24 protein-coding genes are annotated in these 26,235 nt (G+C 68.0%); 10 read left to right on the top strand and 14 right to left on the bottom strand.

What is annotated here, in order from left to right:
* Positions 1-166 precede the first annotated feature (166 nt).
* Positions 167-736 (top strand): DUF3016 domain-containing protein, encoded by a 570-nt coding sequence (locus tag ACIGII_RS16290; protein WP_399639894.1) that lies wholly within the window; start codon positions 167-169, stop codon positions 734-736.
* Here ACIGII_RS16290 and alr read toward each other — a convergent pair.
* Positions 723-1,799: an alanine racemase gene (alr, locus tag ACIGII_RS16285; RefSeq protein WP_399639892.1), complete on the bottom strand. Its 1,077-nt coding sequence runs from the start codon at positions 1,797-1,799 to the stop codon at positions 723-725. The genes ACIGII_RS16290 and alr overlap by 14 nt on opposite strands.
* Positions 1,778-3,091 carry a D-amino acid dehydrogenase gene (locus ACIGII_RS16280; protein ID WP_399639890.1) on the bottom strand — a complete coding sequence of 438 codons (1,314 nt, stop codon included), beginning with the start codon at positions 3,089-3,091 and terminating at the stop codon, positions 1,778-1,780. The genes alr and ACIGII_RS16280 overlap by 22 nt, the downstream gene beginning before the upstream one ends.
* Positions 3,092-3,239: 148 nt before the next feature.
* Between ACIGII_RS16280 and ACIGII_RS16275 the strand changes: the two genes are divergently transcribed.
* Positions 3,240-3,719, top strand: coding sequence for an AsnC family transcriptional regulator (locus ACIGII_RS16275; protein ID WP_399639887.1), 480 nt, complete (start codon positions 3,240-3,242; stop codon positions 3,717-3,719).
* A gap of 85 nt (positions 3,720-3,804) precedes the next feature.
* Here the strand turns inward: ACIGII_RS16275 and ACIGII_RS16270 are convergent, their stop codons facing one another.
* Positions 3,805-3,969, bottom strand: coding sequence for a hypothetical protein (locus ACIGII_RS16270; RefSeq protein WP_399639885.1), 165 nt, complete (start codon positions 3,967-3,969; stop codon positions 3,805-3,807).
* 147 nt (positions 3,970-4,116) lie between these two features.
* A complete protein-coding gene (locus ACIGII_RS16265; RefSeq protein ID WP_399639883.1) occupies positions 4,117-4,530 on the bottom strand; it encodes a classical arabinogalactan protein 4 in 414 nt (137 codons plus the stop codon).
* A gap of 129 nt (positions 4,531-4,659) precedes the next feature.
* Between ACIGII_RS16265 and msrB the strand changes: the two genes are divergently transcribed.
* The 5 genes from msrB (at position 4,660) to ACIGII_RS16240 (ending at position 8,140) form a co-directional block, all read left to right on the top strand.
* Complete coding sequence (gene msrB / locus ACIGII_RS16260; protein ID WP_399639880.1) at positions 4,660-5,127, top strand: peptide-methionine (R)-S-oxide reductase MsrB; 468 nt, start codon at positions 4,660-4,662, stop codon at positions 5,125-5,127.
* A 239-nt stretch (positions 5,128-5,366) separates the two neighbouring features.
* The gene (motA, locus tag ACIGII_RS16255; RefSeq protein ID WP_399639878.1) at positions 5,367-6,221 is read left to right on the top strand and encodes a flagellar motor stator protein MotA; all 855 of its coding nucleotides are present in this window, start codon (positions 5,367-5,369) and stop codon (positions 6,219-6,221) included.
* Positions 6,222-6,230: 9 nt separating this feature from the next.
* Entirely contained in the window at positions 6,231-7,202 is a 972-nt protein-coding gene (gene motB, locus ACIGII_RS16250) for a flagellar motor protein MotB (RefSeq protein WP_399639875.1), read from the top strand.
* Positions 7,203-7,328: 126 nt separating this feature from the next.
* Positions 7,329-7,850 (top strand): hypothetical protein, encoded by a 522-nt coding sequence (locus ACIGII_RS16245; protein WP_399639872.1) that lies wholly within the window; start codon positions 7,329-7,331, stop codon positions 7,848-7,850.
* 14 nt (positions 7,851-7,864) lie between these two features.
* Positions 7,865-8,140, top strand: coding sequence for a DUF4031 domain-containing protein (locus tag ACIGII_RS16240; RefSeq protein ID WP_399639869.1), 276 nt, complete (start codon positions 7,865-7,867; stop codon positions 8,138-8,140).
* Between the two features lie 320 nt (positions 8,141-8,460).
* Here ACIGII_RS16240 and ACIGII_RS16235 read toward each other — a convergent pair whose 3' ends face one another.
* Entirely contained in the window at positions 8,461-9,003 is a 543-nt protein-coding gene (locus ACIGII_RS16235) for a hypothetical protein (RefSeq protein WP_399639866.1), read from the bottom strand.
* Between the two features lie 136 nt (positions 9,004-9,139).
* Here ACIGII_RS16235 and ACIGII_RS16230 point away from each other — a divergent pair, with 136 nt between their 5' ends.
* On the top strand, positions 9,140-9,391 hold the full coding sequence (locus ACIGII_RS16230; protein ID WP_399639863.1) for a DUF3297 family protein: 252 nt from the start codon (positions 9,140-9,142) through the stop codon (positions 9,389-9,391).
* Between the two features lie 311 nt (positions 9,392-9,702).
* Here the strand turns inward: ACIGII_RS16230 and ACIGII_RS16225 are convergent, their stop codons facing one another.
* The 3 genes from ACIGII_RS16225 to ACIGII_RS16215 all read right to left on the bottom strand — a co-directional run bounded on the left by ACIGII_RS16225 (position 9,703) and on the right by ACIGII_RS16215 (position 15,653).
* A complete protein-coding gene (locus ACIGII_RS16225) occupies positions 9,703-11,346 on the bottom strand; it encodes a Na+/H+ antiporter (protein WP_399639860.1) in 1,644 nt (547 codons plus the stop codon).
* Positions 11,347-11,420: 74 nt separating this feature from the next.
* Positions 11,421-12,215 (bottom strand): dioxygenase, encoded by a 795-nt coding sequence (locus tag ACIGII_RS16220; RefSeq protein WP_399639857.1) that lies wholly within the window; start codon positions 12,213-12,215, stop codon positions 11,421-11,423.
* Positions 12,216-12,704: 489 nt separating this feature from the next.
* Positions 12,705-15,653, bottom strand: coding sequence for an EAL domain-containing protein (locus ACIGII_RS16215; protein ID WP_399639854.1), 2,949 nt, complete (start codon positions 15,651-15,653; stop codon positions 12,705-12,707).
* 389 nt (positions 15,654-16,042) lie between these two features.
* Here ACIGII_RS16215 and ACIGII_RS16210 point away from each other — a divergent pair, with 389 nt between their 5' ends.
* On the top strand, positions 16,043-18,166 hold the full coding sequence (locus ACIGII_RS16210; RefSeq protein ID WP_399639852.1) for a M13 family metallopeptidase: 2,124 nt from the start codon (positions 16,043-16,045) through the stop codon (positions 18,164-18,166).
* A gap of 30 nt (positions 18,167-18,196) precedes the next feature.
* Here ACIGII_RS16210 and ACIGII_RS16205 read toward each other — a convergent pair whose 3' ends face one another.
* Together ACIGII_RS16205 and ACIGII_RS16200 are read right to left on the bottom strand one after the other, a co-directional pair.
* Positions 18,197-19,111, bottom strand: a complete 915-nt coding sequence (locus tag ACIGII_RS16205) for an oxygenase MpaB family protein (protein WP_399639849.1) — start codon at positions 19,109-19,111, stop codon at positions 18,197-18,199.
* Positions 19,112-19,158: 47 nt separating this feature from the next.
* The gene (locus tag ACIGII_RS16200) at positions 19,159-19,341 is read right to left on the bottom strand and encodes a hypothetical protein (protein ID WP_399639846.1); all 183 of its coding nucleotides are present in this window, start codon (positions 19,339-19,341) and stop codon (positions 19,159-19,161) included.
* A 92-nt stretch (positions 19,342-19,433) separates the two neighbouring features.
* Here ACIGII_RS16200 and ACIGII_RS16195 point away from each other — a divergent pair, with 92 nt between their 5' ends.
* The gene (locus tag ACIGII_RS16195) at positions 19,434-20,048 is read left to right on the top strand and encodes a hypothetical protein (RefSeq protein WP_399639843.1); all 615 of its coding nucleotides are present in this window, start codon (positions 19,434-19,436) and stop codon (positions 20,046-20,048) included.
* Between the two features lie 34 nt (positions 20,049-20,082).
* Here ACIGII_RS16195 and ACIGII_RS16190 read toward each other — a convergent pair whose 3' ends face one another.
* The 4 genes from ACIGII_RS16190 to ACIGII_RS16175 form a co-directional block, all read right to left on the bottom strand.
* Positions 20,083-20,856, bottom strand: a complete 774-nt coding sequence (locus tag ACIGII_RS16190) for a LytR/AlgR family response regulator transcription factor (RefSeq protein WP_399639841.1) — start codon at positions 20,854-20,856, stop codon at positions 20,083-20,085.
* Positions 20,846-22,108: a sensor histidine kinase gene (locus tag ACIGII_RS16185; protein ID WP_399639839.1), complete on the bottom strand. Its 1,263-nt coding sequence runs from the start codon at positions 22,106-22,108 to the stop codon at positions 20,846-20,848. The genes ACIGII_RS16190 and ACIGII_RS16185 overlap by 11 nt, the downstream gene beginning before the upstream one ends.
* A gap of 209 nt (positions 22,109-22,317) precedes the next feature.
* The gene (locus ACIGII_RS16180; RefSeq protein WP_399639836.1) at positions 22,318-23,967 is read right to left on the bottom strand and encodes a M28 family metallopeptidase; all 1,650 of its coding nucleotides are present in this window, start codon (positions 23,965-23,967) and stop codon (positions 22,318-22,320) included.
* Between the two features lie 611 nt (positions 23,968-24,578).
* Complete coding sequence (locus ACIGII_RS16175; protein WP_399639834.1) at positions 24,579-26,219, bottom strand: CsgG/HfaB family protein; 1,641 nt, start codon at positions 26,217-26,219, stop codon at positions 24,579-24,581.
* Positions 26,220-26,235 lie beyond the last annotated feature (16 nt).

Here is a 26,235-nt window from a genome sequence, read left to right as displayed (position 1 = left end):
CTTCCAGAGCGCGTATTCGCAGCGTCAAGCATCGACCCCGAGTTGACGTAAGTGAACTGCTGCCGCACCCGCGGCCGGTGCCCGGTGTCTGGCAATTGTTCCGTCGGGGGATCGGGGTCACACTGCAGGACATCGCCCCTGAACTCCCCTGACCCGAGGTCCCGCCATGAACCGCAATCCCTTGCTGGCCGGTGCTTTGAGCTGCCTGCTGCTGTTCCTGGCGGGCTGCGCCTCGACCGGTCCGCGCACGGTCACCGCCCCGGATGCGCCCCGCGCGCTGAGCGCAGAAGGCCCGGTACGGGTCAGCTGGACCGACCCGGCGCAGTTCACCGAAATCCGCAACAGCCCCAACCGGTTCGAGGCCCAGAGCGGCAACTGGGTCGTTGAACTGGCCACCTACCTGCGCACGACCGCCAGCAAGCGCCTGGCTCCCGGCCAGACGCTGGAGGTGCAGATCACCGACATCAAGCGCGCCGGCGACTTCGAGCCGCAGAACGGCCCGCGCGGCAACGACATCCGGATCATGCGCAACATCTACCCGCCGCGGATGACCCTGACGTTCACCCTGCGCGATGCCCAGGGTGCGGTGCAGCAGCAGGGCGAGGAGAAGCTGGTGGACATGGGGTACCTGACCAACACCGGCCTGCTCAGCAACAACGACCCGCTGCGGTACGAGAAGTACATGCTGGACAACTGGCTGCGGCGCCTGCTGCCGTCGCCGTCTAGCCGCCGCTGAGCACCCGCGCCACGCGCTTGACCGCGCACGGCAGCTGGTAGGCGCTGACCTTGCACAGCGGGGCCAGCACGTCCAGGCGCGGCGCATCGCCCCATAGCGTCACCGTGCTGCCCACCCCGGCCTGCGGCAGGTCGGTCAGGTCCACGGTCAGCATGTCCATCGAGACCCGGCCGATCAGGTGGCCGGGCTGGCCATCGATCTGCACCGGGGTGCCGTTCGGGGCGAACTGCGGGTAGCCGTCTGCATAGCCCAGCGCCACCACGCCGACCCGGGTCGGCCGCTCGGCCACGAAGCGCGCGCCGTAGCCGACCGGTTCGCCCACGCCGATCTCGCGGGTGGCGAAGATCCTCGACTGCATGGTCATCACCGGGCGCAGGCGCTCGGTGGCGGGGGTGTGGGCAGCCAGCGGGTTGGCCCCGTACAGCATCAGGCCCGGGCGTACCCAGTCGCTGCGCACGTCCGGCCAGCCCAGCAGCGCCGGCGAATTGCACAGGCTGGTTTCGCCGGCCAGGCCGTCGATGGTCGCGGCGAACAGGTCGGCCTGCTCACGGGTGCGCGGGCTGTCCAGTTCGTCGGCGCGGGCCATGTGGCTCATCAGCACCATCGGCGCCACCTGCGGCAACGCCGACAGGCGCGCGTGCGCGGCGCGGAACTCCGTCGGCGACAGCCCCAGCCGGTGCATGCCGCTGTCCAGCTTCAGCCAGATCTGCAGCGTGGCGTCGGTCTGGAAGGCTTCCACCGCCTCCACCTGCCACGGCGCGGCGACCGCGAACCACAGCCGGTGCTGCACGATGAGCGGCAGCTCGTCGGCGTCGAAGAAGCCTTCCAGCAGCAGGATCGGCCCGGCGATGCCGGCCGCGCGCAGTTCCAGCGCTTCTTCGATGCAGGCCACGCCGAACGCGTCCGCTTCGCCGTCCAGCGCACGCGCGCAGGCCACGGCGCCGTGGCCATAGGCGTCGGCCTTTACCGCGGCCAGGGTCTTGCGACCGCCGCCCAGTTCACGGGCCAGGCGGAAGTTGGAGCGCAACGCGTCCAGGTCGATCAACGCGCGGGCTGGACGCATGCTTTGGGTTCACTGTGGTGGACGGAGGCGGCGTGGTGGCCGCCATAACGGAAGATATCCAGGCCCTCGGTGCTGATCTGCGGCTGGCGCGCGCTCATCAGGTCGGCCAGGTAACGGCCCGAGCCGCAGGCCATGGTCCAGCCCAGGGTGCCGTGGCCGGTGTTGAGGAACAGGTTGCGGTACGGCGTGGCGCCGATCACCGGCGTGCCATCCGGAGTGGCCGGGCGCAGCCCGGTCCAGAATTCGGCGCGGCCGAGGTCGCCGCCGTGCGGATACAGGTCGCCCACCACTTTTTCCAGGGTCGCGCGCCGGCGCGGCGACAGCGACAGGTCGAACCCGCCCACTTCGGCCATGCCGCCCACACGGATGCGGTCGTCGAAACGGGTCACCGCCACCTTGTAGCTCTCGTCCAGGATCGTGGAGGTCGGCGCCATGGCCGCGTCGGTGATCGGCAGGGTCAGCGAATAGCCCTTCAGCGGGTACACCGGCAGGCGCATGCCCAGCGGCGCCACCAGCGACGGCGAATAGCTGCCCAGCGCCACCACGTAACGGTCGGCGGTGTCCACCTTGCCGTCGATGCGCACGCCGGTGATGCGGTTGCCATCGCTTTCCAGTCCGGCGATGTCCTGGTCGAAGCGGAATTCCACCCCGGCGTCCATGGCCATCTGCGCCAGGCGGCGGGTGAACAGCTGGCAATCGCCGGTCTGGTCGCGCGGCAGCCAGAGCGCGCCCACCAGGGTGTCGGCCACGGCGGCCAGGGCCGGTTCGTGGGCGATGATGCCGGCGCGGTCCAGCACTTCATACGGCACGCCGTACTCGGCCAGCACGTCGATGTCCTGCGCGGACGCATCCAGCTGCTGCTGGGTGCGGAACAACTGGGTGGTGCCCAGGTCACGGCCTTCGAATTCGATGCCGGTCTCGGCGCGCAGCTGGTTCAGGCAGTCGCGGCTGTACTCGGACATGCGCACCATGCGCGCCTTGTTGATCGCGTAGCGCTCGTGGGTGCAGTTGCGCAGCATCTGCGCCAGCCAGCGGTACTGGTCCAGGTCCAGGCCGGGGCGGATGGCCAGCGGTGCGTGTTCGGAGAACAGCCACTTCACCGCCTTCAGCGGCACACCGGGGGCAGCCCACGGAGAGGTGTAGCCGAACGACAGCTGGCCGGCATTGGCGAAGCTGGTTTCCAGGGCCGGACCGGGCTGGCGGTCGACCACGGTGACTTCAAAACCGGCCTGCCGCAGGTACCAGGCACTGGTGGTGCCGATTACCCCGCTGCCGAGGACGAGAACGCGCATGAGACCTCTCCAACCCGATCATTCCCTGCACTGGAGCGTGCCGGGACCATAATTGGGCAAGTATATTCCGCCCAAACCACGTATTTCTGCTGTTTTTGGCCTCGTTGGCAGGGTATTGTCCCGTCAACACCCCCAAGAGGCTGACGCCATGGCTGCGCGCCCCCGCGAGCTGGACAAGATCGACCGCAGGATCCTGCGCATCCTGCAGGAGGAAGGGCGGATTTCCTTCACCGAACTGGGCGAACGGGTCGGCCTGTCCACCACTCCCTGCACCGAGCGGGTTCGCCGGCTGGAACGCGATGGCGCGATCACCGGCTACTACGCCCGGCTCGACCCGCAGTACCTCAAGGCCAGCCTGCTGGTGTTCGTGGAAATCAGCCTGGCCTACAAGTCGGGCGACATCTTCGAGGAATTCCGCCGCGCCGCGCTGAAGCTGCCCAACGTGCTCGAATGCCACCTGGTGTCGGGCGATTTCGATTACCTGCTGAAAGCGCGGATCAGCGAGATGGCGTCGTACCGAAAACTGCTGGGCAGCACGCTGCTGACCCTGCCGCATGTGCGCGAATCCAAGAGCTACATCGTGATGGAAGAAGTGAAGGAGACGCTGACCTTGCCGATTCCGGATTGAGCGGCGCGCACTGCAGCGCCCACGTGCAGAAACGCAAAGGGCGGCGCGCTTGCGCGCACCGCCCGTGGAGCTGCCTACCAGCACATCAACGCTGCTGTTTCTGATCCTGGTGGCGCTGGTCCTGCTGTTTGCCACCTTTCTGGTTCTGCTGGTCCCATTGCTGCTGGTTCTGCTGGCCCGGCTTCTGGTTCTGCTGGCCCTGCTGATCCTGCGGCATCTTGCCGGGATTACTCTTCTGCTGATTAGACATGAGTGCACCTTCTACAACCATTGGGGATGCGCGGTCTTGCGGCGCACGTGCAGAATCGGTCGGAAGCGGTTAATCGCAGGCGAAATTGCGGTGAGTTGCGGCGTTGACACAGATGACTGCGCCCACGGGTTGTGCAATGTTCATGCATCAGGGTTTGACGCGCTGGCCGTCGCCACTGGGCACCGCGTCGTAGTAGCGACCGGTACGCGTGTCCAGCACGCGGTTCGGACCCACCTGCTTCATGCCCGGCACGATCCGGCCGTGGGCGTCGTAGACCTTCAGGGGCGCGGTGGTGGCAGGCGGGGTGAACGGCTGCACCTGCGCCGGCCCCTGGCTCTGGATGGGGTGGGTACCCAGCTGCCGGGTGGTCTGCGCCGGCGTCTTGACCGGTTCCATCCGCCCGGACAGGCTGTCGGCAGGCGTGGGCGTGGGCGCCCGCGTGGGCGCGGGGACCGTGACCGGCCGGGTGTCGGTGGGATTGCGCGGGGCGGCGATCTGCGCCGACGCGATCACCGGCGCCAGCACACACAGGGATACGGCAAGCCGGAACAGGCGATTCATGGTGGGCTCCACACGGGGGTCAGGCATTCACCCTGCACCTGCGCGCGTGTCAGCACCATGAACGCCCACCGCGCTTGCCTGCGCGGTCTCCCGCCCCCATTTCCAGTGCACCCCTCCTGAGGACTGCCCATGACTGCGTTCGATCTCTCCCCGCCCAGCGACGCCCAGCGCCAGGCGCTGGTTGCCGGGCTCAGCGCGGACGAGCAGCGCGTGCTGCTGCACCACGGTACCGAAGCCCCGTTCTGCGGCGTCTTCCTGGACAACAAGCAGGACGGCGTCTACGGCTGCCGCCTGTGCGGCCTGCCTCTGTTCCGCTCCAGCACCAAGTTCGACTCCGGGACCGGCTGGCCGAGCTTCTTCGCCCCGTTCGACCCCGCCCATGTCCGCGAAATCCGTGACGCCAGTCATGGCATGGTGCGAACCGAGATCGTCTGCGCCCGCTGTGAGAGCCACCTCGGCCATGTATTCCCGGACGGCCCGGCCCCCACCCATGAGCGGCACTGCCTGAACTCGGTCTCCCTGTCGTTCACCCCCAACGGAACGCCCTACCCGGACCCGTTGCAGCGTGGTGGCGCCGAGGCACAGCCGGCAGGCTGAGCCTGCGTGCGCCTGCGTGCCCACCCACGGTGGGCACGTCGGGTCCGCTAGGTACGCACCGTTGGTGGGTACGCCGGATCAGGTAGGTACCCACCGTTGGTGGGTACGCCGGGTCAGGTAGGTACCCACCGTTGGTGGGTACGACGCGCCGACCAAAAGTGTGACGTCCAACCAACCCCGCCCTTCAGAACCCGGGCGTGAGGCCGACATGAAGGTATCCCCTTCCCCGCGTCCGCCCCATGCTCATCATTGTTGGTTTCCTCATCGTCATCCTCAGCGTGCTCGGCGGCTATGTAGGCGCCCACGGCAAGCTGGGCGCCCTGTGGCAACCGTACGAGCTGGTCATCATCGGCGGCGCGGCGCTGGGCGCGTTCCTGGTCGGCACCCCGCTCAAGACCGTCAAGCAGACCCTGCAGGCCACCGTGGGCGTGTTCAAGGGCCCGCGCTACAAGCAGCAGGACTACATCGACGTGCTGAGCCTGCTCTATGAGCTGCTCAACAAGGCGCGCCGCGAGGGGTTCATGGCGCTGGAAGACCATGTCGAGCGCCCGGCCGACAGCGCCATCTTCGCCAACTATCCCAAGGTGCAGGCCGACCACCATCTGGTCGACTTCATCACCGACTGCCTGCGCCTGATGATCGGCAGCAACATCGAACCGCACGAACTGGAACCGCTGCTGGAAATGGAGCTGGAAAAGCACCACGCCGAAGCCATGCAGCCCTCGGCGGTGCTCAACAAGGTGTCCGATGGCCTGCCCGGTTTCGGCATCGTGGCGGCGGTGCTGGGCATCGTGATCACCATGGGCTCGATCGGCGGCGAAATCACCGAAGTGGGCGCGCATGTGGCCGGCGCCCTGGTGGGTACCTTCCTGGGCATCCTGCTGGCCTATGGCTTCGTCAGCCCGCTGGCCGCAGCCGTGGAAGCGCGCGCCGAGCAGGACAGCCGCATCTATGAGTCGGTGAAGACCGCCCTGCTGGCCTGCCTGCGCGGCTACAACCCGAAGATCGCGCTGGAATTCGCCCGCAAGACCCTGCCGTCCAACGTGCGCCCCGGTTTCAGCGCGTTCGAAGCGCACCTGAAGACGGTCAAGTAAGGCACCGCCATGGCCGAGAACAAACCCACCGTCATCGTCCGCCGGGTCAGGAAGGCCGGGCATGGCGCGCACCACGGCGGCGCCTGGAAGGTGGCCTACGCCGACTTCGTGACCGCGATGATGGCGTTCTTCCTGGTGCTGTGGCTGATGGCGGCCACCACCAAGCCCGAGCGCGCGTCCATTTCCGAATACTTCCGCAACCCCAGTCCGCTGAGCGGGCAGAGCCCCACGCCGGCGCCCGGCATGGCCGGCCCGGGCGGCGCCAGCACCTCGATGATCAAGCTCGGCGGCGCCACCGACGTGTCGCGCGGCAACAGCAACGACCCGTTCCAGAACCACCAGGCCGAACGCCCGGTGCCGCAGGAAGACGAGCGCGAGCGTGAGAAGAAGCAGCTGGAAGTGCTGAAGCAGGAGCTGGAAGAAGCGATCAGCAAGAGCCAGGCGCTGGAGCCGTTCAAGGACCAGCTGCTGCTGGACCTGACCCCGGAAGGCCTGCGCATCCAGATCGTGGACAAGCAGAACCGGCCGATGTTCGACATGGGCAGTGCGGCACTGAAGGGCTACACGCGCGACATCCTGCGCGAGCTGTCGCAGTTCATCAACCATGTGCCGAACCGGATCAGCATCACCGGCCACACCGACACCACCGCGTACAACGCCACCCACGGCTACAGCAACTGGGAGCTCAGCGCGGACCGCGCCAACGCCGCCCGCCGCGCGCTGCTGGACGGCGGCATGGCCGACGACAAGGTGACCCGCGTGGTCGGCCTGTCCTCGTCGGTGCTGTTCGACAAGACCCAGCCGGACAACCCGATCAACCGCCGCATCAGCATCGTGGTGATGACCAAGGCGGCGGAAGCGGCGGCGCTGGCCGGGTCCGGCCAGGAAGTGGCGTTGTCGCCGACCGTCCAGGACGCCGACATCCAGGCGGCCCAAGCCGCCCCGGCACCGGCCGCAGCCCCCGCCTCCGCCTCGCCCTGAGGCCTTCGGGCGTAACGACCAACGGTCGTTACCTACCGGGGGGCGTGGCCACGGGCCGCTCGTCCCAGCATCCCCGCGCAACCCCCACTACAATGGCGGTCTTTCCCGTACCGATAGACCGATTCCATGTCCAAGCAGTCCAAAGCCAAGCGCGACAAGCGCAAGAAGCTCCAGCCCAAGCGCCCGATCAACCGCCTCAACGCCCAGCAGCCGGTGCAGAACCATGCCGTGCTGACCAATGAGGACGGCCAGGTCGTCGCCGCGATCGGCCTGCAGGGCACCGAATGGCTGCTGGCCATCGGCGGCCAGACCATGGGCAACGCCGACAACCCGGTGCCGATGCTGGCCATGCTCAAGCACCTGTCCAACGTGCAGGAAAAGGAAGGCCGCAAGGTCAGCCTGGAATACTCGACCCAGCTGCAGCAGCTGATCGACGACCTGGCCGCCCACGAAGGCAAGACCGCCGACGAGTACCTGTCGCAGCTGGTTTCCGAGTTCGAAGGCGTGGAAGGTGAAGAAGGCGAAGACGCCGAGGCCGGCAGCGAAACCGCTGGCGAAGACGGCGCGGCTTCGGATCAGGCCGCCGAACCGGTCGCTGCTGACGCCGACGCCACCCCGGCAGCCAGCGACGACAAGCCGCAGGCCTGAGCCACGGCGACCCGGTGACGGTCTATATCGACGATGCCGTACACCCCTGGCGCGGCGAGCGCTGGGCGCATCTGATGGCCGACACCCTGCCCGAGCTGCACGCCATGGCGGCGCAGCTCGGGATTCCGCGGCGGGCCTTCCAGAACCGCCGCAGCGGCGCGCACTACGACGTGCCGGCCCCGATGCGCCTGAAGGCCATCGCGTTGGGCGCGCAACCCATTTCAAGGCACACCGATCGCGCCCTGGTGAAAGCGGTAATTGCCAACGCAAGAGCGCAGTATCAGCCGTAGCAGGGGTAGCGGGACTGGCGCCGGTATCGGCGGTAGAGCCGACGGTAGAACCGCCGGTAGAACCACCGGTAGAGCCGACTGTCAGTCGGCTGCCGTTGGCGCAGCACCAAGGTCCGCGCGAAGAGCTGCCGACTAACAGTCGGCACTACCGGTCATGGCGGTTTACCGGTCATGGCGGTTTACCGGTCATGGCGGTTTACCGGTCATGGCGGTTTACCGGTCATGGCGGTTTACCGACCATGGTCGTTGACCGGTGATGGCCGTTGCCCGGCCAAGGTCGTTGCCCGGTCGTGGCCCAGCGCCACATCACGCGCGCTCGGTCAGAAGGGGTCGGCGCCCGGCCTGACTTCCACGCCCAGCAGCGAACACAGCGCCAGCATGGCGTCGTCATCGCGGACAAGCGCCATCCAGCCGGCCAGGCCGCCGTTGCCGGTGTCCACGCTCCACAGTGAATAGTTGTGCTCGCGCAGGCGGTCGTAGGCAGTCGCCATCAACTGCGGCCCATCCACCCCGGCGGCGAAATCCTCATCGTCCAGGTCGCCGCCCCAGTCCAGCTGCAGGTTCCAGCGCGCTGCCAGTTCGTTCACCGCCGACATCAGCGACTCGGGATCGTCCCGCTCCACCTCGAACCCGGACTGCCAGGCGATGGCGGTCATCAGCGGCGCCAGCCACTCGGCCTCCTCGTCGACCTCCTCGCCGCTTTCCAGCAGCGCCTCGCGCCAGCGGTTGAACTGTTGCAGGGCCAGTTCGTCGTCGTTGGGGTTGATCAGCACGAACAGGTTCCAGATCCGTGCCTCGAAGTCGTCGTCCTCGAAGTCGCGTTCTTCCTCTTCGAAGTCGAAATAATCGCTGTTGTCGGGCATGACCGGTATTCCTGGAGACAGGCAGGCATTCTGCCGCGGCCGGGCGTTGGCAGGAAGCGAAATTCGGTGGCAGCGGCCGCACGGTTTATCCTGTGCGCCTGAAGACGGCCGTGGTGGCCGTCAGCACCTGATGACCATGAGCGATACCCCTCCCGATCACCTGGCGATCAACCCGGCCAGCCCGTTCCACGATGCCGCTGCGCTGGAACGCGGCGTGGGCATCCGCTTCAACGATGTCGAACGCGACAATGTCGAGGAATATTCGGTCAGCGAAGGCTGGATCCGCGTACAGGCCGGCAAGGCCCGCGACCGTCGCGGCAACCCGATGACCATCAAGGTCAAGGGCACCGTCGTGGCGTACTACCTGGACCAGAAGCCGGCCGCGTAACCGGTCAACCGACCAACGGTCGGTTGCTACCCGGCATGGCGAACGGCGCGACCGGTAGCCACCGTGGTGAACCGCCTGACCGGTAACCACCCGGCGTGGCGAACGGCTTGACCGGTAGCCACCCGGCGGGGTGAACCGCCTGACCGTAACCACCCGCCGTGGCGAACGGCTTGACCGGTAGCCACCCGGCGGGGTGAACAGCGCGACCGGTCCACCCCTTCGACCGGTCGGTTGTTGCCGGGCCCCGCAATCGGGTGAACGGTCACGCGATTGCCGGCACGGTAGCGCCCGACCGTTGGTCGGGCGGGGCGTCAATCGCGTTGCCGCGTTTCCAGCAGATCCAGGTTGCGGATCAGCTTGCGCGAGATCTCATCGGAAATGCGCCCGCGCCGGGTCAGCCGGAACAGTTCTTCGCGCTCGGCGGTCAAGCCGGCACTGCGCAGCTGGCGGTAGCCCTGCTCCATGCGCGCCACCTTGCCAGGATCGGCGTCCGGGCCCTGCTCTTTTTCCAGGTTGCGCTGGTACAGCAGGCTGACCCGTGCCGCGGCATCGCTGTACAACTGGACGTTTTCCGTGCTCTGGTGTTCCACCAGTTCCTGGCGCTTGCGCTCCACCCCGGCCAGTGCGGCCTTGGACGCCATGCGCCGGGCCAGGTCTTCTTCCTTGCGCTCGCCCGAGTCGGCCGGCAGCTCCAGTCCCTTGAGCAGGCGTGGCAACGCCACGCTGGCACCGACCAGCGACACCAGGATCACCGCCGCCGCCAGGAAGATCACCAGGTCGCGGGCCGGGAACGCACTGCCGTCAGGCAGGAACAGCGGCAGGGTCAGCACGCCGGCGAGGGTGATGGCGCCGCGCACGCCGGCCAGCGAGGTCGCCACCACGATCCGCCACGACGTGCCCTGGCGCTCTTCGCCACGATGGCGCGCGCGCAGCAGGCTCCAGCGCAGCGACAACCACACCCAGCCCAGCCGCAGCAGCACCAGCGCCAGGTTGATCACCAGCACGTACACCAGCAGCCACCACGCATTGTGGTGGCCGCTTTCGCCCATGGTGGCGATGGCGCGTTCCACGATGCCGGGCAGCTGTTCGCCCAGCAGCACGAACATGATGCCGTTGAAGGAGAACTGCAGCATGTTCCACACCGCCGTGCGCTGCACGCGCATGCTGCCCGACACGCGGCCGGTGAGCTCCACGTAGCTCATGGTGATGCCGGCGGCCACCGCGGCCAGGATGCCCGACGCGTTGGCCTCTTCGGCCAGCAGGTAGGCCGCGAAGGGAATCAGCAGGTTGACCAGCAGCGCCGCGCCCGGTTCTTCGCCGAAACGGCGCCACAGCCAGCGCTGGAACGTGGACACGCCCAGCGTGACTGCCACGCCGATGGCCAGCCCGGCCACCGCCACCCACAGGAAGGTCAGCGAAGCGTCAGCCAGTGAGAACGTCCCGGTCATCACCGCCGCCACCGCGAAGCGGAAGCAGACCAGGCCGGAGGCATCGTTCAACAACGATTCGCCTTCCAGGATGTGCAGCAGGCGTTTGGGGATCGGCGCGCGCGCGGCAATGGAACTCACCGCCACCGGGTCGGTCGGGGAAATGATCGCAGCCAGCGCGAAGGCCACCGCCAGCGGCATCACCGGAATCATCCAATGAATCAGGAAACCGGCGCCGATCACCGTGATCACCACCAGCCCGAACGCCAGCTCCAGGATCACGCCCTTGTCGCGGAACAGGCCCTGTTTGGGAATGCGCCAGCCGTCCAGGAACAACAGCGGCGGCAGGAACAGCAGGAAGAACATCTCCGGTTCCAGCGCGTGGCCGCGGTTGAATACCCCCGCGATCACCGCGCCCAGTCCGATCTGCACCAGGGGCAGCGGCAGCGACAGCGGCAGGACGCGGACCAGGTAGCCGCTGGCGACTACCGCCACCAGCATCGCCAGGACGACTTCAATCGTATGCATGCGTTTTCCAGAAAGCCTGGAAAAAAATTACCACACCCATCCCGAACCGCGGGCGACAGGCCTGTAGGCAGCGCTCAAGCCGCTTCGCCGTCGAAGCGGTAGATGTCCATGGCCAGCATGCCGGCATCGATCCCGGCATCGATGCGCTGTGCACCGAGCGCCTCGCCACCGACCGCACCCAATGCGAAATGCACGGGCTGGAAGTGCTCGTCGGTCGGATGCGCGCGTTCGGCGTACGGCGCCTGGCGGCGGTAGTCGAGCAGTGCATCGCTGTCGTCGGCCTGCAGGCGCTGCTCCACCCATTCGATGAAGGGGCGCACGTACGGCGCTTCACCGCCGTGCTGGTACTGGCGGAAATCGTGCAGGTTGTGGGTGATGCTGCCCGAGCCCACCAACAGCACGCCCTGCGCGCGCAGCGGCGCCAGCGCGCGGCCCAGCGCGAACTGGTGCGCCGGCCCCTGCAGCGGCTGCAGCGCCAGCGGCACCACCGGAATGTCGGCCTGCGGGTACAGCAGCCGCAGCGGAACCCAGGCGCCGTGGTCGAGCCCGCGCGCCGGATCCAGCGCCGTCGGCAAGCCGGCGTCGGCCAGGCGCTGCGCGACCTCGGCCGCCAGCGCCGGATCGCCCGGGGCCGGGTACTCCAGGTCGAACAGCGCCTGCGGGAAACCACCGAAGTCGTGGACGGTAGGCGGCTGCGGGTGTGCGCCCACCACCGGCTGGCGGGTCAGCCAGTGCGCCGACGCCATCACGATCGCGCGCGGCCGCGGCAGCTGCGCGGCCAGCTCGGCCAGGCGAACGCCCACCCGCCCCGGCTGCAGCGCGGTCATCGGCGAACCGTGGGAGATATACAGCGACGGCAGGCGGGTCATGGGGGCTCCAGCAGACGAATGCATCGGGAACGATGCGACGCAGCTTATTGCTTTCATCGGTGATGATAAATGCCAAAACCAGCGCGCATTGTTCCACTGGCGGCACTCCAGACGGTGGCGCCTGACGATGCCCAATGGCGGCACCGGATGGCGGCACCGGATGGCGGCGCCTGATCGTGGCACCTGATCGTGGCACCTCTTTGCGGCACCTCTTTGCGGCACCTCTTTGCGGCACCTCATGGTGGCACCTCATGGTGGCACCTCATGGTGGCATCTACTGGTGGCATCTGCTGGTGGCATCTACTGGTGGCATCTACTGGTGGCATCTACTGGTGGCATCTACTGGTGGCATCTACTGGTGGCATCTACTGGTAGCGCCGACTGTCAGTCGGCTGCTCTTCGCTGCAGCACATGGCCGCCCGTAGCCCCGCGCCTGGTCATGCAGCCGACTGACAGTCGGCGCTACCGTTTGGTCTCCCGGCCGCCGCGTTACGCGGCGGCGGTTTCAAGCCTGCCAATGACGTCGGCCAGCGGTGCCGGCCGGCCCAGCAGGTAGCCCTGCACCTGGTCGCAGCCGTGCGCGGCCAGCCACTCATGCTGCCCCTGGGTTTCCACGCCTTCGGCGATCACGGTCAGGCCCATGCTGTGGCCCAGCGACAGCAGCGCGCGGCAGATGGACGCATTGCGCGGATTGATTTCCACGTCCGCGACGAAGCTGCGGTCGATCTTCAGGATGTCCAGCGGCAGGTGCTGCAGGTAGGACATGTTCGAATAGCCGGTACCGAAGTCGTCCAGCGAAATATGGATGCCCTGCTCATGCAGGCGCTGCATGGTCTGCTTGGCCTGGCCCGGCTTGCGCATCAGGCTGCTTTCGGTCAGCTCCACCTGCAGCGCCCCGCGCGCCAGCCCGAATTCCTGGCTGGCACGCTGGAACTCGGCGACCAGGTCGCTGTTGAAGAACTGCACCGCCGACACGTTCACCGCGATCGGCAGGTCCCAGCCAGCGTCCACCAGCTGGCGCTGCGCACGCGCCGCTTCGCGGATGACCCAGCGGCCCAGCGCCAGGATCAACCCGGTGTCTTCGCACAACTGGATGAACTCGCCGGGCGGAATGAAACTGCCGTCGGCCTGCGGCCACCGCAGCAATGCTTCCAGCGCCGCCGGCGCGCCATCGCTGGCGTGGCAGATGGGCTGGAAATACAGCGCGAATTCGGCGTCGATCGCACTGTGGATGCGGCCGGCCAGGCGCAACCGGTCGGCCAGCCGCGAACTCACCGCGCTGTCGAACCAGGCGATCACGCTGCCTTCGTCGCGCGCGGCGTGTGCGGCCTGCGCAGCCATGCCGATCACCTGTTCGGCGCTGACCACATCGCCGTCGAACTTCACCGCCACGCCGATGCGCGGCTCGAACTGGTGCAGCCAGTCCTGCCCGCGCACCGGCTCTGACACGGTCTGCACCAGCGTATCCAGCGCGCTCTGGCGCTCATGGTCGTCGCGGATGGCGAAGATGAAATCTTCCGCCGGCTGGAACGCCAGCAGCCCATAGCGCACGCCCAGGCCGCCCAGGCGCTTGGCCATGGCCTGCAGCACCACCTCGCCCACTTCGCGGCCCAGGGTGTCGGCCACCAGCTGCAGCCCGCGGAACTGCACGTAGGCAATGGTGTAGCTGCCGCCCTCTTCATCCAGCTGCGCGGCCAGCGCGCGCGTGTTGAGCAGGCCGGTGGCCGGGTTGTGGGTGGCGTGGTAGGCCAGGTCACGCTCGTAGGCCATGCGGTCGCTGATGTCCTCGGCCAGCACCAGGCAGGCCTCGCGCCCGTCGAAATCCAGCCGCGCCAGGTGCGCACGCACTTCGAACACGGTGCCGTCCTTGCGCCGGTGCAGGCGCACCTTGGCGTCCTGCAGGTCGCCATTGGCGGCGTTGGCAATGGCCCCGCGGATCTCGTCCCAGCCTTCGCGCGGGCGGATGTCGAGGATGCTCATCCCCAGGAATTCGTCGCGGCTGTAGCCGTACTGGCGCACCGCCGCTTCATTGACTTCCAGGAAGCGCAGGGTGTCCGGGTCGAACACCCAGAATGGTGCCGGATTGCGGTCGAACAGCAGGCGGAACTGGCGCTCGGCCTGCTGCGCGCGGGCCAGCGCCTGCACGCGTTCGCTCACATCGGTCAGCGCCCCGATCATGCGCCGTTCCTGGTCGGTGCCGCCGACCTGCTGGCCCCGCGCGGAGACCCAGTGGATGATGCCGCCCGGCAGCACGATGCGGAACATCTCATCCAGCACCCCGTTGCTGGCGAAGGCGTGGTGGAAGGCGTCCTGCAGCCGCTGCGCGTCCTCGCGGTGCACGCGGGTGAAGAACTCGGCCACCGGTAGGGAATCCAGCGCAATGCCGAAGACCTCGCGGGCCAGCGGCGACCAGCGCAGCACGGCAGCGTCTTCGTCCACCGTCCAGGTGCAGATCTTGCCGACCTGGTGGGCCATGCGCAGCTCGGCGTGGCCGGTGCGCAGCTCGGCGCTCATCGCATCCTGGCGGCGGGTCGCACGGCGCAGGCTGGTGTAGACCAGCGCGAACGCGCCCCAGTACAGCAGGTACAGGCCCAGCGAGGCCTGCACGTAGGGCCACCACGGCGCCAGCACGTCCTGCCGGGCCAGGCCGGCGTACACCGCCAACGGGTAGGCGGCCAGGGTGGTCAGGGTGGAAATGCGCTCGACCTTGTCGATCGGGCTGTTCTCGATGCCCAGCGGGGTGATCGAATCGCGGCCTACCAGGTCGCGACGCTGCAGCTTGAAGCGCTGGCCGGTCAGGCCGTCATTGTCCGGGCTGCGCGCCAACACGTGCCCGGCCACATCGCTGATCGAGACCACGCCGTGATGGCCGATATCCAGGCCGCTGATGATCGACTGCAGTTCGCTGGTGTGCAGCCGGGTCAGCAGCCAGCGGTCCTCGCCCATGCGCAGCGCCAGCGGCACCACCCAGCGGCGCATGCCCAGGTCCTGCGGCGGGCCCAGGTACAGCTGGCTGTCCGCACCGCGGTTGTTCTCCACGATCCAGAGCGGCAGGGTCAGGTCACCGCCGCCACTGGTCAGGGCGCGGCCGAACTGGTCCACCACCACGATGCTTTCCAGCTCCGCATGCCGCTGCAGCACGCCGTCGATGGCCTCGTCCAGCAGGTCCGGCGCCTGGCCCGGCACCCGTTCGAACAATTGGGTGCCGTCGGCGGCAATGCCGCGCATGGCCCGCTCCAGGTTGCGCAGTTCCAGCCGCAGCAGGCGCTGCGACCCGGTGGCCAGCGAGGTGCTCTGGCGTTGCGCGGCCTCGTGCCGGCGCTGGTAGTCGTTGGCCAGCATCACCGCCAGGCCCACGCCCAGCAGCACGCCCATGCTGACGCCCAGCCAGACGATCGTGCGCAGTGGCCGCGCCATCGGTTGGCTCAGCGCGGGCATCGCGACTCTCTACCTCGGTGACCGCCTGACTTCATGTAAACGCTTCCTGGTTTCCCCAAACCTGAGCGGCCGACGTCGCACTTTCTTGACGTCCCTGCAGCCCGTTCCCCACGGGCCGCGCCTTGGCACAGCGCCTTGTCCCCAGCATGCACCAGCCGGCGCCGCGCGGGAAGAGGTGAGACGGGCGTCACATCGGGAGCCTTGGTGCCCGGTGCGGGATGCCGGGATACCGGGCCAACGGCCCGACGCACGAATGGCCGGGGGCCCATTGGGATCGGGGTCAATCAACCAGTGACTTCGGTAATTGGAGCTGTCTGGCTGGGCCGGGGCTGCCCTGCGTCGGAGTGGCGGGCGATAGACTTGGGGTTTCCCCGTTGCCTGAGAAGTTCATGTCCAAGCTGCGCCGCTCCACCCTGATGCTTGCCGTTGCCGCCAGCCTGTCGCTGGGCCTGGCCGCCTGCGACCGCGATGCCACCGCGCCGGGCGCTGCCCCGGCCGCCGACAGCGCCGCCACCCCGCCCGCCGCACCCAAGCCGCAGCTGGGCAGCTTCGGCTTCGACGCCACCGGCATGGACCGCAGCATCGCCGCCGGCGATGACTTCTTCGGCTTCGCCAACGGCACCTGGGTGAAGAACACCGAAATTCCGGCCGACCGCTCCAGCTTCGGCAGCTTCAATGTCATCGCCGAGAAGACCCTGGCCGACACCCGCGCCATCCTCGAAGGCGCCGCCGCCAACACCCAGGCTTCCGGTGAAACCAAGCTGATCGGCGACTACTACGCCGCCTTCATGGACGAGGCCGGGATCGAATCGCGCGGCATGGCGCCGGTCAAACCCGAGCTTGACGCCATCGGCGGCATCGCCGACAAGGCCGCGCTGGCCACCGCGCTGGGCGGCACTTTGCGCGCCGACGTGGACCTGCTCAACGCCACCAACTTCTACACCGACCGCCTGTTCGGCACCTGGGTGTCGGTGGACCTGCTGCAGCCGGACCGCAACGCACCGTACCTGGTGCAGGGCGGCCTGGGCCTGCCCGACCGCGACTTCTACCTGCAGGGCGGCCGCATGGCCGAGATCCGCAAGCAGTACCAGGCCTATATCGCCCAGGTACTGCAGCTGGCCGGCGTGGCCGATCCGGCGGCGAAGGCGCAGCGCATCCTGGCGCTGGAAACCCGCATCGCCCAGGCCCACGCCACGCAGGAAGAAACCAACGACGTGGCCAAGGGCGCCAATGCGTGGAAGCAGGCCGACCTGAGCGCCAAGGCACCGGGCATGGACTGGGCCGCGTTCCTGGCCGCCGCCAGCCTGGACAAGCAGGACGACTTCATCGTGTGGCAGCCCAAGGCCGTGGCCGGCATCTCGCGCCTGGTTGCCACCGAGCCGCTGGACGTGTGGAAGGACTACCTGACCTTCCACGCCCTGGACCGCGCCGCGCCGTACCTGCCCAAGGCCGTGGCCGACGCGCGCTTCGCCTTCCACGGCACCGTGCTCAACGGCACCCCGCAGCAGAGCGAGCGCTGGAAGCGCGCGGTGGACGAAAGCAACAACGCGGTGGGCGAAGCGATCGGCAAGCTGTACGTCGAGAAGCATTTCGACCCGGCCACCAAGGCGCGCGCCGATGAAATGGCCAAGAACATCATCGCCGCCTTCGCCAAGCGCATCGACGCGCTGGAATGGATGTCGCCGGAAACCAAGGCGCACGCCAGGACCAAGGTGGAAGGTCTCACCGTGGGCATGGGCTACCCGGACAAGTGGCGCGATTACAGCGGCCTGGAAGTAAAGCGCGACGACGCGCTGGGCAATGCCGAGCGCGCCAGCCTGTTCGAGTACCGCCGCAACCTGGCCAAGCTCGGCCAGCCGGTGGACCACAGCGAATGGGCGATGCTGCCGCAGACCATCAACGCGATGAACGTGCCGCTGGAAAACCGCCTGGTGTTCCCGGCCGCGATTCTGCAGCCGCCGTTCTTCGACGGCGCCGCCGACGATGCAGTGAACTACGGCGCCATCGGCGCGGTGATCGGGCATGAGATCAGCCACGGTTTCGACAATGCCGGCGCGCTGTTCGATGAAACCGGCAAGCTGCACAACTGGTGGACGGCCGAGGACCTGAAGCAGTTCAACGCCGCCGGCGATGCACTGGCCGCGCAGTTCAGCAGCTACCAGCCGTTCCCGGGGGTTTCGGTGAATGGCCGCCTGACCCTGGGCGAGAACATCGCCGACGTGGCCGGGTTGGCCACGGCGTACGACGCCTACCAGCTGTCGCTGCAGGGCAAGCCGGGCCAGACCCTTGAAGGCTTCACGCCGGACCAGCGCTTCTTCCTGGGCTTCGCCCAGGCGTGGCGCAGCAAGGCCCGCGAACAGGCGCTGCGCAATTCGCTGCTGACCAACGTGCATGCCCCGGGCCAGTTCCGCGCGCTCACCGTGCGCAACCTGGATGCGTGGTACCCCGCCTTCGAGGTGAAGGAAGGCCAGAAGCTGTACCTGGCCCCGGAAAAGCGGGTCAAGGTGTGGTGACAGAAACGGGCGCTTCGGCGCCCGTTTTTTTTACCAGTGGGCGAGCGTGCTGGTTGGCACGCCCACCCGTGCGCAGGCGCGTGCCGCCACGCCGTCCTGCAGTGCGCGGCGGAACAACGGCGACATGCCCTGCAGCAACCGCGCCGACGCCCGCGCCTGGGTGCGCTGCAACGGCGTGCGTTCGAGCATCGCCGTGGCCCACTCGGGAAGCAGCGCCGCACCGGCGCCGAGAAACAGTTCGCGCGACAGCCCCGCCATCGGCACCGGCAGCCGGATGCTCGACAGCACCGCCAGCACCTCACGCGAGCGCGCGTCGAATCGCAGCAGCGCCTGCTGCCGCGCGAAGTAGGCGTCCACCGCCGCTTCCGAGGCGGGCACGTCGGTAGCGCCCAACGCTTCGGCCACGCGGCGGTATTCATCGTAGTAGCGGTCGGCGATGGCCTCCGGCACCTCACGGCAGTAACGCCGGTACCCCTGCAGGAAGCCGTAGGCCTCGGTCACATGCACCCAGGTCAGCAATGCCGGATCGTCCGCCGAATACGCCTGCCCGTCCGGCGTCTGCCCACGCACATGCGCATGGATGCGCTTCACCTTTTCGACCAGCGCCTCCACTTCGCCCGACGCCGCATAGCTGGTGCACGCCACGAACGCCGTGGTGCGGCGCAGCCGCCCCACCAGATCGTCGCGGAAGTTGGAGTGGTCGTACACCCCGGCGAGGGCCAGCGGGTGCAGGGTCTGCAGCATCAGCGCACACAACCCGCCGGCCAGCATCCCCGGAAACTCGGCATGCACCCGCCAGGTGGCGCTGTCCGGCCCGAACCAACCGGGGTCGCCCAGCGGGTGGTCGTAATCGATGCCGCTCTGCCCGCGCGGGAACGCGCCCAGCACCCAGCGCCGGATCGGAACGGTGGCGGGGCGGGTCAGGCGCTGCAGCAGTGACGACATCGGGTACTTCCAGGGGGGGGAGAGGGCCGCGATCCTGCGCGGTTGCGTCAATTCTGCGTGATCCACGACAGGTCCGGCACGAACGGCGCGGCGCGGATCGGCAGATTGTGCGGTTGCAGCAGGAGTGGGCGGGAAATTTTTGCTTTCTCCGGGGGTTTTACATGATGCACCGCGCAAAAAACGGCTGCCATCGCGTATTCAGTCAGCGTGCCTGCGGCGTTTTGTCGCACCGCCCATTGCCAAGCGCCGCGAACGTGCTTAGAACTGGATTCGCCTCACCGCAAGTCCAATGCGCCGCTGCACGTTCCCCAAGGAGCCCGTGATGATCGCTTTGTTCAAAGGTTTGGGTTTACTGCTCCAGGACAACGAGCTGTACAGCAGCCCGTTCGACAAGCAGGTCGCGCATTGGCGCAACAAGAGTGAGCAGCAGATCCGCGAGGAAGTCGCCACGCTGGCCCGGGCCAAGGGCCAGTGGCTGATGGCCTCGATCGTCGGCTGGCAGGCCGCCTCGCTGCTGATCCTGGGCCTGATCGCCAATTACCTGTGGAAGGACGACTTCCATATCACCTTCACCCGCGTGGTGATCGTGTTCGGCTCGTGGGTGTCGATCCTGTTCGTGATCTGGTTCATGGCCAACATGTTCGACCACACCGCCGGGTTCGAGCGCTGGATGAAGGCGTTCAACAGCCGCGCGCGGATCACCTCCGACGCCGACACCGTGGAATGCGTGGCCGAAGCGCTGGACATGGCCCAGCTGTACCCGGAAGTACTGGACTACAAGCAGGCGGTCACCGCCCGGCGCGAACTGCGCCACGAAGACATCCGCATCATGCGCGAGATCGGCCGCATGAAGCAGCATTCGGAACTGGTGGGCCAGCTCAACCACGTCGGCGAGCCGGACACCCCCCAGAACCTGCACCTGCAGCCGGCCTTCTGACCCATTGGGACGTGGAGCCGGGCTCTGCCCGGCTTCACATCCCGCGGAACAGGCTCATGAACGGCTGGCTCACGCTCAGTACCTCCGGGCGCTGCTTCAAGCGCAGCTGGCCGCGCCCGGTATCGTCGCGGCTCACCGCCGCCACCGCCTTCATGTTGACGATGGTGGAACGATGCACCTGCCGGAACCGCTGCGGGTCCAGCACCTCCAGCAGCTCACGCAGCGGCGTACGCAACAGGCTTTCCCCGGCTTCGGTCACTACCGTGGTGTATTTGCTGTCGGCGCGGAAGTAGACCACGTCCTCCAGCATGATCAGCTGGGTATCGCGGCCGTTGCTGGCGGTGATCCATGCCAGCGGCGGCGCGTTCGATGCAGCGCCGGGCTGCTGCCCCAGGCGTTGCAGCAGCTGCTCCAGCATCGCGTTGTCCGGTCGCCCCATCTGCATGCGCGCCAGGATGCGTTCGCGCGTGGCCAGCAGCCGCTCATCACTGACCGGCTTGAGCAGGTAATCGATGGCGCCGTGTTCGAATGCATCGATCGCGTACTGGTCGTAGGCGGTCACGAACACCACCTGCGTGCGCGGGCTGATCTCCGGCAGCGCCCGCGCCACGTCGATGCCGCTGATGCCGGGCATGCGGATGTCGAGCAGGGCCAGGTCCGGCTTCAGGTCGGCCAGCCGCTCCAGCGCGCTGGCGCCGTCTTCGCATTCGGCCACCAGCCGCAGGTCCGGCCACAGCCGCTGCAGCTGCGCCACCAGCGATTGGCGCAGCAGTTCTTCGTCTTCGGCAATGAGCGCATCAAGCTGCATGGATCGCCTCGCGTGCGTCGCGCGGCAGGGTGATCGTTGCCGCCACGCCGCTGGGGAAGTTGGACACGATGGCCACGCCGGCGCGCTCACCGCAGGTAAGGCGCAACCGTTCGCGCAGGTTCTTCAGGCCGATGCCGGTGCCGCTGCTGTTGCCCTGGCCGAAGCCCAGCCCGTCGTCGGCCACGGTCAGGGTCACGTGGTCGTCGAAGGCGCGCGCGATGATCCACACCGTGCCGCCACCCGGCTTGGGTTCCAGGCCATGCTTGATCGCGTTTTCAACCAGGGTCTGCAGCGCCATCGACGGCAGCGGCAGTGTTTCCAGCACTGGCGGGACCTCCACCTGCAGCGCCAGCCGCGCGCCCATGCGGATCTTGAGGATTTCCAGATAGGCCCGGGTGCGCTCAAGCTCCACGCCCAGCGTGGACATCGATTCATCCACGCTCGGCAGCGAGCTGCGCAGGTACTGGATCAGGTGCCCCAGCATCTGGTCGGCACGCGGCGGGTCGGTGCGGGTCAGGACCTGCGCATTGGCCAGCGTGTTGTACAGGAAGTGCGGTTCCACCTGCGCGTGCAGCAGGTTGAGGCGGGCCACCGACAGCTCCTTCTCGGTGGCGGTCTGTTCGGCAGCGGCCTGTTCGTCGCGGCGCTGTTCGGACACGCGGCGGGTGATGGCGCGGCTGACCGCCTCGGCATTCTCGTAGTTGCTGCCTTCGTCCACCGCCAGCAGGTCGGCCCACACCCCGGCATCGGGTTCGAACACCAGGGTGACGCTGCTGGTGCCCTGCCCCGGGGTGACCGTGGCCAGCACGCTGTTGCGCTTGATCGCCCAGCGCGCCGGCAGGTTCCAGCGCGACGGCGGGCGGCCGTTGTAAGGATCCACGCGGCGCACGTAGGCGCGCACCTGCAGGCTCCCGGCCGCGCTCTCGATGTCCTCCACGCGGGGCAGTTCCCTGATCGCCTGTTCGACCAGGGCGAAGGCCGCGCCGGCGTCCATCGGCAGCTCGATCTGGCGGCGCTGGCGGCTGGACAGCGCCGCCGCGTCCAGGCGCCCGGCGATGATCGAGACCCGGCGCAGATGGGTGATGCAGCTGCCCAGCGCGGTGATCATCAGGAACAGCGCCAGCAGTCCGAACACCCAGCCTGGGCCCTCGTCCATGCCGTGGAAGAAGCCGCTCCAGACGAACCCGGCCACCACCAGTGCGGCGGCCCAGGCCAGCAGAATGCGAAGAATCAGGGAAAGGCTGGCGAACACGGCGGCGTCTTCACGATGGGATGGTGTGAGGATAGCCCTGACCGTGGAGCGCACAAGCGCCATGCGACGAAAGCGGGAAACGCGGGGATGAAATGGCGCCGGGGTGGGGCCGGGGTGCCGGGGGCCGCGTAGCGACACGCCATGCGTGTCCCACGTACACCGAGGCCGAAGCCCTTCCCCCGCCGGCAGGGACCGGCGGGGGGCAATGCTTACCTGCGCTCGGCGGCGCTGGCATCGCGCGGTGCGCGGAACTGCGAGTCATCGCTCCAGTTCGGCCAGCTGCGCGAATTGGCCAACTGGTTGCCCAGGGTGTACAGCACTTCCAGGTCGCGTGCGGCACCGGCGAACTTCCAGTCCGGCTGCCACTCGTCGCCCTGCTGGTGGTAACGCTTGGCGGTGTAGTCGTCCGACGCCGCCTTGCCCGCGGCCACGCCACCATCCACCCAATCCTGGCCTGCCGAGTACGACACCGCCGGCACGCCACGCTTGGCGAACGGGAAGTGGTCGGAACGGAAGAACAGACCGGCTTCCGGCTTCGGGTCCGGGGTGTAGCGGATGTCCCAGCCCTTGGCCACGTCCTTGAGCTGGTCCAGCAGTTCCAGCCTGGCCGAGCCATAGATGCCGAAGTCGCGCGACGGACCGAACGGCGCCATGCCGTCCATGTTGATCACCGCCACGGTCTTCGCCAGCGGGTACAGCGGGTGGCTGGCGTAATACTCCGACCCCAGCAGGCCCTTCTCTTCGGCGGTCACCGCCAGGAACAGTACCGAACGCTCCGGGCGCTTGCCCTTGGCGAAGCCACGGGCCAGTTCCACCAGCGACGCGGTGCCGCTGGCGTTGTCCAGCGCGCCGTTGAAGATGGTGTCGCCGTTGGCATCCGGCTTGCCCACGCCGATGTGGTCCCAGTGCGCGCTGTACACCACGGTTTCGTCCGGGTGGGTGCTGCCTTCCAGGCGCGCGGCCACGTTGTGCGAGGTGATCACCTCGGTCTTCACCGCGTACTTGGCCGACAGGGTTTCGCCCTTCAGCTCCACCGGCTTGAAGTCGCGGCGCTGGGCCTGCTTCTTCAGCGCCTCGAAGTCCTGCCCGGCGCGCTTGAACAGGTCCACCGCCAGGTCGCGCTGGATCCAGCCTTCCAGCAGCGGGTGGGCGTCGGCCGGGTTGTCGCGGACCACGTCGAACATGGTGTTGGTGTTGGAGCCGGCCACCGTGGCCCAGCCGTAGGACGCGGGCGCGGTTTCATGCACGATCAGCACGCCCAGCGCACCCTGGCGGGCGCCCTCTTCGTACTTGTAGGTCCAGCGGCCGTAGTAGGTCATGCCCTTGCCGTCGAAGTCGCCTTCGCCGGTTTCAAAATCCGGGTCGTTGATCAGCACTACCGCGATCTTGCCCTTCAGGTCCACGTCCTTGAAGTCGTTCCAGTTGCGCTCCGGCGCATTCACGCCGTAGCCGAGGAACACCAGCGGTGCGTTCTGGATGTCGACCTCAGTGGCGCCGTTCATCGCCGCGCGCACGGCGATTTCCTTGCCCTGGGTGAGCGACTGCGGGGTGCCCTTGCTGGACAGCGCCAGGCTCGGGGTGCCAACGATGTCGCCCTTGCGCAGCGGCACGGCCTGGGTCCACAGGCGCTTGCCGTCCTTGAGATCGCCGCCCGGCTGCAGGCCGGCGGCGGCGAATTGCTTGCTGAGGAAGGCGATGGTCTTCTCTTCGCCGGCGGTGGCCGGCGAGCGGCCCTCATAGGCGTCGGAGGCCAGTTCCTTGACGTCGGCGGAGATCCGCGCGCCATCGAATTTCGGCGTCGCCGCCATCAGGGCGCTGGACACCGACAGGGCCAGCACGCTCAGTACCACTCGCTTCATTGCTCTCTCCGGGGCAGGGACATCATCCTCCGATGATACCCATTCCCGGCAGTGCCGCCTTCCGTGCGCAACCGCCCGGCGCTGCGCGCCGCCGCACGACCAACGGTCGTGCGCTACCGCGGTACGGACCGACCGTTGGTCGATCCCCCTCCCACCAATCGCCCCACCGCACGGTACGCACCGACCGTTGGCCGGTACGCCTCCCCCCGACCGCCCACCGCACGGTAGGTACCGACCGTTGGTCGGTACGCTCTCCGCCGACCACCGCACCCCCGGTACGTACCCACCGTCGGTCGGTACGCCCTCCGCCGACCACCGCACCCCCGGTACGTACCCACCGTCGGTCGGTACGCTCTCCACCGACCACCGCACCCCCGGTTGGTACCGACCGTTGGTCGGTACGCTCTCCACCGACCAACGCCCCCCGGTACGTACCCACCGTCGGTCGGTACGCCCTCCGCCGACCACCGCACCCACGGTAGGTACCGACCGTTGGTCGGTACGCTCTCCGCCGACCACCGCACCCCCGGTAGGTACCGACCGTTGGTCGGTACGCTCTCCGCCGACCACCGCACCCCCGGTAGGTACCGACCGTTGGTCGGTACGCTGTTTCACCAGTTCGGATCTTCCGCCGGCGCTGCGGGCTTCGGTGCTGCCGCTCGCGCCGGCTTCGGCTTCGCGCTGCCCGCGTTCGAGGCGCTGGCCTGCGCCACGGCCGGCTTCGCCGCACCCGCCTGCGCGCGCAGCTCGATCGAACCCGGCTTGAAGTTCGCGCCCCCTACATCCGCGCCCCCTTCGATGGTGCCGTAGGACGTCTGCGCGGCCACCCGGTCCACCCGGATCGTGCAGCACGGGGTTTCGTTGCGGCCCAGCGAACGGCCGGTCTGCGGGTCCTTCAACTCCTCACCCAGCATCACCGCCTGCCAGCGCTGGCCCACCTTGAGCGACTCGCCGCCCTGGCTCAGCACCACCTGGTCGCCGGTCATCGCCACCACCGACACCGGGAAGATCTCGGTGATGATCGCCGTGCCGATCTGTCCCGACAGCGACTCCATCATCGCCGCGGCCATGCCCTTGCCATCCACCACGCGCGGCAGGGTGCTCGGGCCGGTCGAGGCCAGCTGGTGATCGAAGCTGTCGGACATCACCACCTCGCCGGTGGTCGCGTTGATCAGGCGCAGGGTGATGCGCCCGCCGCCCGAGTACGAGCTCACCTGGCGGTTGGACATGCGCAGGTTGCGCACGCTGCGCGGGTACTCGAAACGCTCGATGGTCGGAATCAGGATCAGGTCGGTGGCCAGCTGCTGGCCCAACCGCGCCGTATCCTGCAGCCGCACGTTGCCGCTGTTGATGTGGTCGATCTCGGCCTGCATCTCCTCGCCGAACTCACGGTCCAGCACGATGAAGCGCTTGGTCTGGGTCAGCGTGTCGTTCAGGCGCGCGCGGATCGCCGCGGCCACTTCCTCGCTGGCTACGCGACCATCGCCCACCGCGTAGCTGCCGCTGCGCACGTGCGGTTCGGCCACCACGATCTTCGGCCGGCCCTGCTCGTCCGGTGCACGGTACTGGGCGATATCGGCGCGCACGCGCACCTTCCAGTAGCTGCGCATGGTGCGGCGGCTGACATCGGATTCGAACGACTGCGCGCCGCGCTCGGCCTCCACGCTGGCCTGTTCGGTGTAGCGTTCCTTGATGCTGGCCGAGGCGGAACTCCCGCCACCGGCCGCCTCTGCCTGCGCCTGCGCCGAGCCACTGGCCGAGGCAGACGCCGAATACCAGTAGCCGGCGTCGCTGGCGCGCACGCGGGCAATCACTTCTTCATCCAGCTGGCTGACCTCTTCCTGCGAGAGGATCTCGTAGCCCAGCACCGCCCCTTGGGAAGCGGCCATCACCTGCTGGGAAAACGCGTCGGCGCGGATATCGCCGACGTGTTCCCCGTCCACGTCCACATGCAGGCCCGCACGCAGGCCCTGCATCTGGCTGGCCACGCGCACGCCATTGACCTGTGCCACCGCCGACTGCAGCGCGGCCAGCACCGCCAGCTCCGGCGTACTGCCGATGCCTTCGGCCTCGCGCGCCACCTTGGTGGTGCCGCCGAAATCCGGCGTACCGCGCAACGGCTTCCCGGCCGGCGCCTCCACCTTCGATCCGGCCTTCGCCGCAGGTGCCTCCACCGCTGCCTCCTGCTTGCCGCAGGCGGCAAGCAGGGCAGCGGTGAGGGCCAGGCTCAACAGTCGGTATGGGGTCTGCATGCGTGGCGCTCCTTTC

Origin of the sequence: Stenotrophomonas sp. NPDC077420 (assembly GCF_044543385.1) — a bacterium.
Classification (GTDB): domain Bacteria; phylum Pseudomonadota; class Gammaproteobacteria; order Xanthomonadales; family Xanthomonadaceae; genus Stenotrophomonas.
Note: the sequence above shows the minus strand (reverse complement) of the source record. Positions and strands in the feature narration are given on the sequence as shown.

Bases quoted from the DNA above. Each gene is read 5' to 3' on its own strand.
- ACIGII_RS16220 (WP_399639857.1), bottom strand. From the start codon at position 12,215: ATGACCCGCCTGCCGTCGCTGTATATCTCCCACGGTTCGCCGATGACC.
- ACIGII_RS16215 (WP_399639854.1), bottom strand. From the start codon at position 15,653: ATGCCCGCGCTGAGCCAACCGATGGCGCGGCCACTGCGCACGATCGTC.
- ACIGII_RS16230 (WP_399639863.1), top strand. From the start codon at position 9,140: ATGAGCGATACCCCTCCCGATCACCTGGCGATCAACCCGGCCAGCCCG.
- ACIGII_RS16235 (WP_399639866.1), bottom strand. From the start codon at position 9,003: ATGCCCGACAACAGCGATTATTTCGACTTCGAAGAGGAAGAACGCGAC.
- ACIGII_RS16265 (WP_399639883.1), bottom strand. From the start codon at position 4,530: ATGAATCGCCTGTTCCGGCTTGCCGTATCCCTGTGTGTGCTGGCGCCG.
- msrB (WP_399639880.1), top strand. From the start codon at position 4,660: ATGACTGCGTTCGATCTCTCCCCGCCCAGCGACGCCCAGCGCCAGGCG.
- motA (WP_399639878.1), top strand. From the start codon at position 5,367: ATGCTCATCATTGTTGGTTTCCTCATCGTCATCCTCAGCGTGCTCGGC.
- motB (WP_399639875.1), top strand. From the start codon at position 6,231: ATGGCCGAGAACAAACCCACCGTCATCGTCCGCCGGGTCAGGAAGGCC.
- ACIGII_RS16195 (WP_399639843.1), top strand. From the start codon at position 19,434: ATGATCGCTTTGTTCAAAGGTTTGGGTTTACTGCTCCAGGACAACGAG.
- ACIGII_RS16225 (WP_399639860.1), bottom strand. From the start codon at position 11,346: ATGCATACGATTGAAGTCGTCCTGGCGATGCTGGTGGCGGTAGTCGCC.
- alr (WP_399639892.1), bottom strand. From the start codon at position 1,799: ATGCGTCCAGCCCGCGCGTTGATCGACCTGGACGCGTTGCGCTCCAAC.
- ACIGII_RS16190 (WP_399639841.1), bottom strand. From the start codon at position 20,856: ATGCAGCTTGATGCGCTCATTGCCGAAGACGAAGAACTGCTGCGCCAA.
- ACIGII_RS16210 (WP_399639852.1), top strand. From the start codon at position 16,043: ATGTCCAAGCTGCGCCGCTCCACCCTGATGCTTGCCGTTGCCGCCAGC.
- ACIGII_RS16245 (WP_399639872.1), top strand. From the start codon at position 7,329: ATGTCCAAGCAGTCCAAAGCCAAGCGCGACAAGCGCAAGAAGCTCCAG.
- ACIGII_RS16180 (WP_399639836.1), bottom strand. From the start codon at position 23,967: ATGAAGCGAGTGGTACTGAGCGTGCTGGCCCTGTCGGTGTCCAGCGCC.
- ACIGII_RS16270 (WP_399639885.1), bottom strand. From the start codon at position 3,969: ATGTCTAATCAGCAGAAGAGTAATCCCGGCAAGATGCCGCAGGATCAG.
- ACIGII_RS16205 (WP_399639849.1), bottom strand. From the start codon at position 19,111: ATGTCGTCACTGCTGCAGCGCCTGACCCGCCCCGCCACCGTTCCGATC.
- ACIGII_RS16275 (WP_399639887.1), top strand. From the start codon at position 3,240: ATGGCTGCGCGCCCCCGCGAGCTGGACAAGATCGACCGCAGGATCCTG.
- ACIGII_RS16280 (WP_399639890.1), bottom strand. From the start codon at position 3,091: ATGCGCGTTCTCGTCCTCGGCAGCGGGGTAATCGGCACCACCAGTGCC.
- ACIGII_RS16175 (WP_399639834.1), bottom strand. From the start codon at position 26,219: ATGCAGACCCCATACCGACTGTTGAGCCTGGCCCTCACCGCTGCCCTG.
- ACIGII_RS16290 (WP_399639894.1), top strand. From the start codon at position 167: ATGAACCGCAATCCCTTGCTGGCCGGTGCTTTGAGCTGCCTGCTGCTG.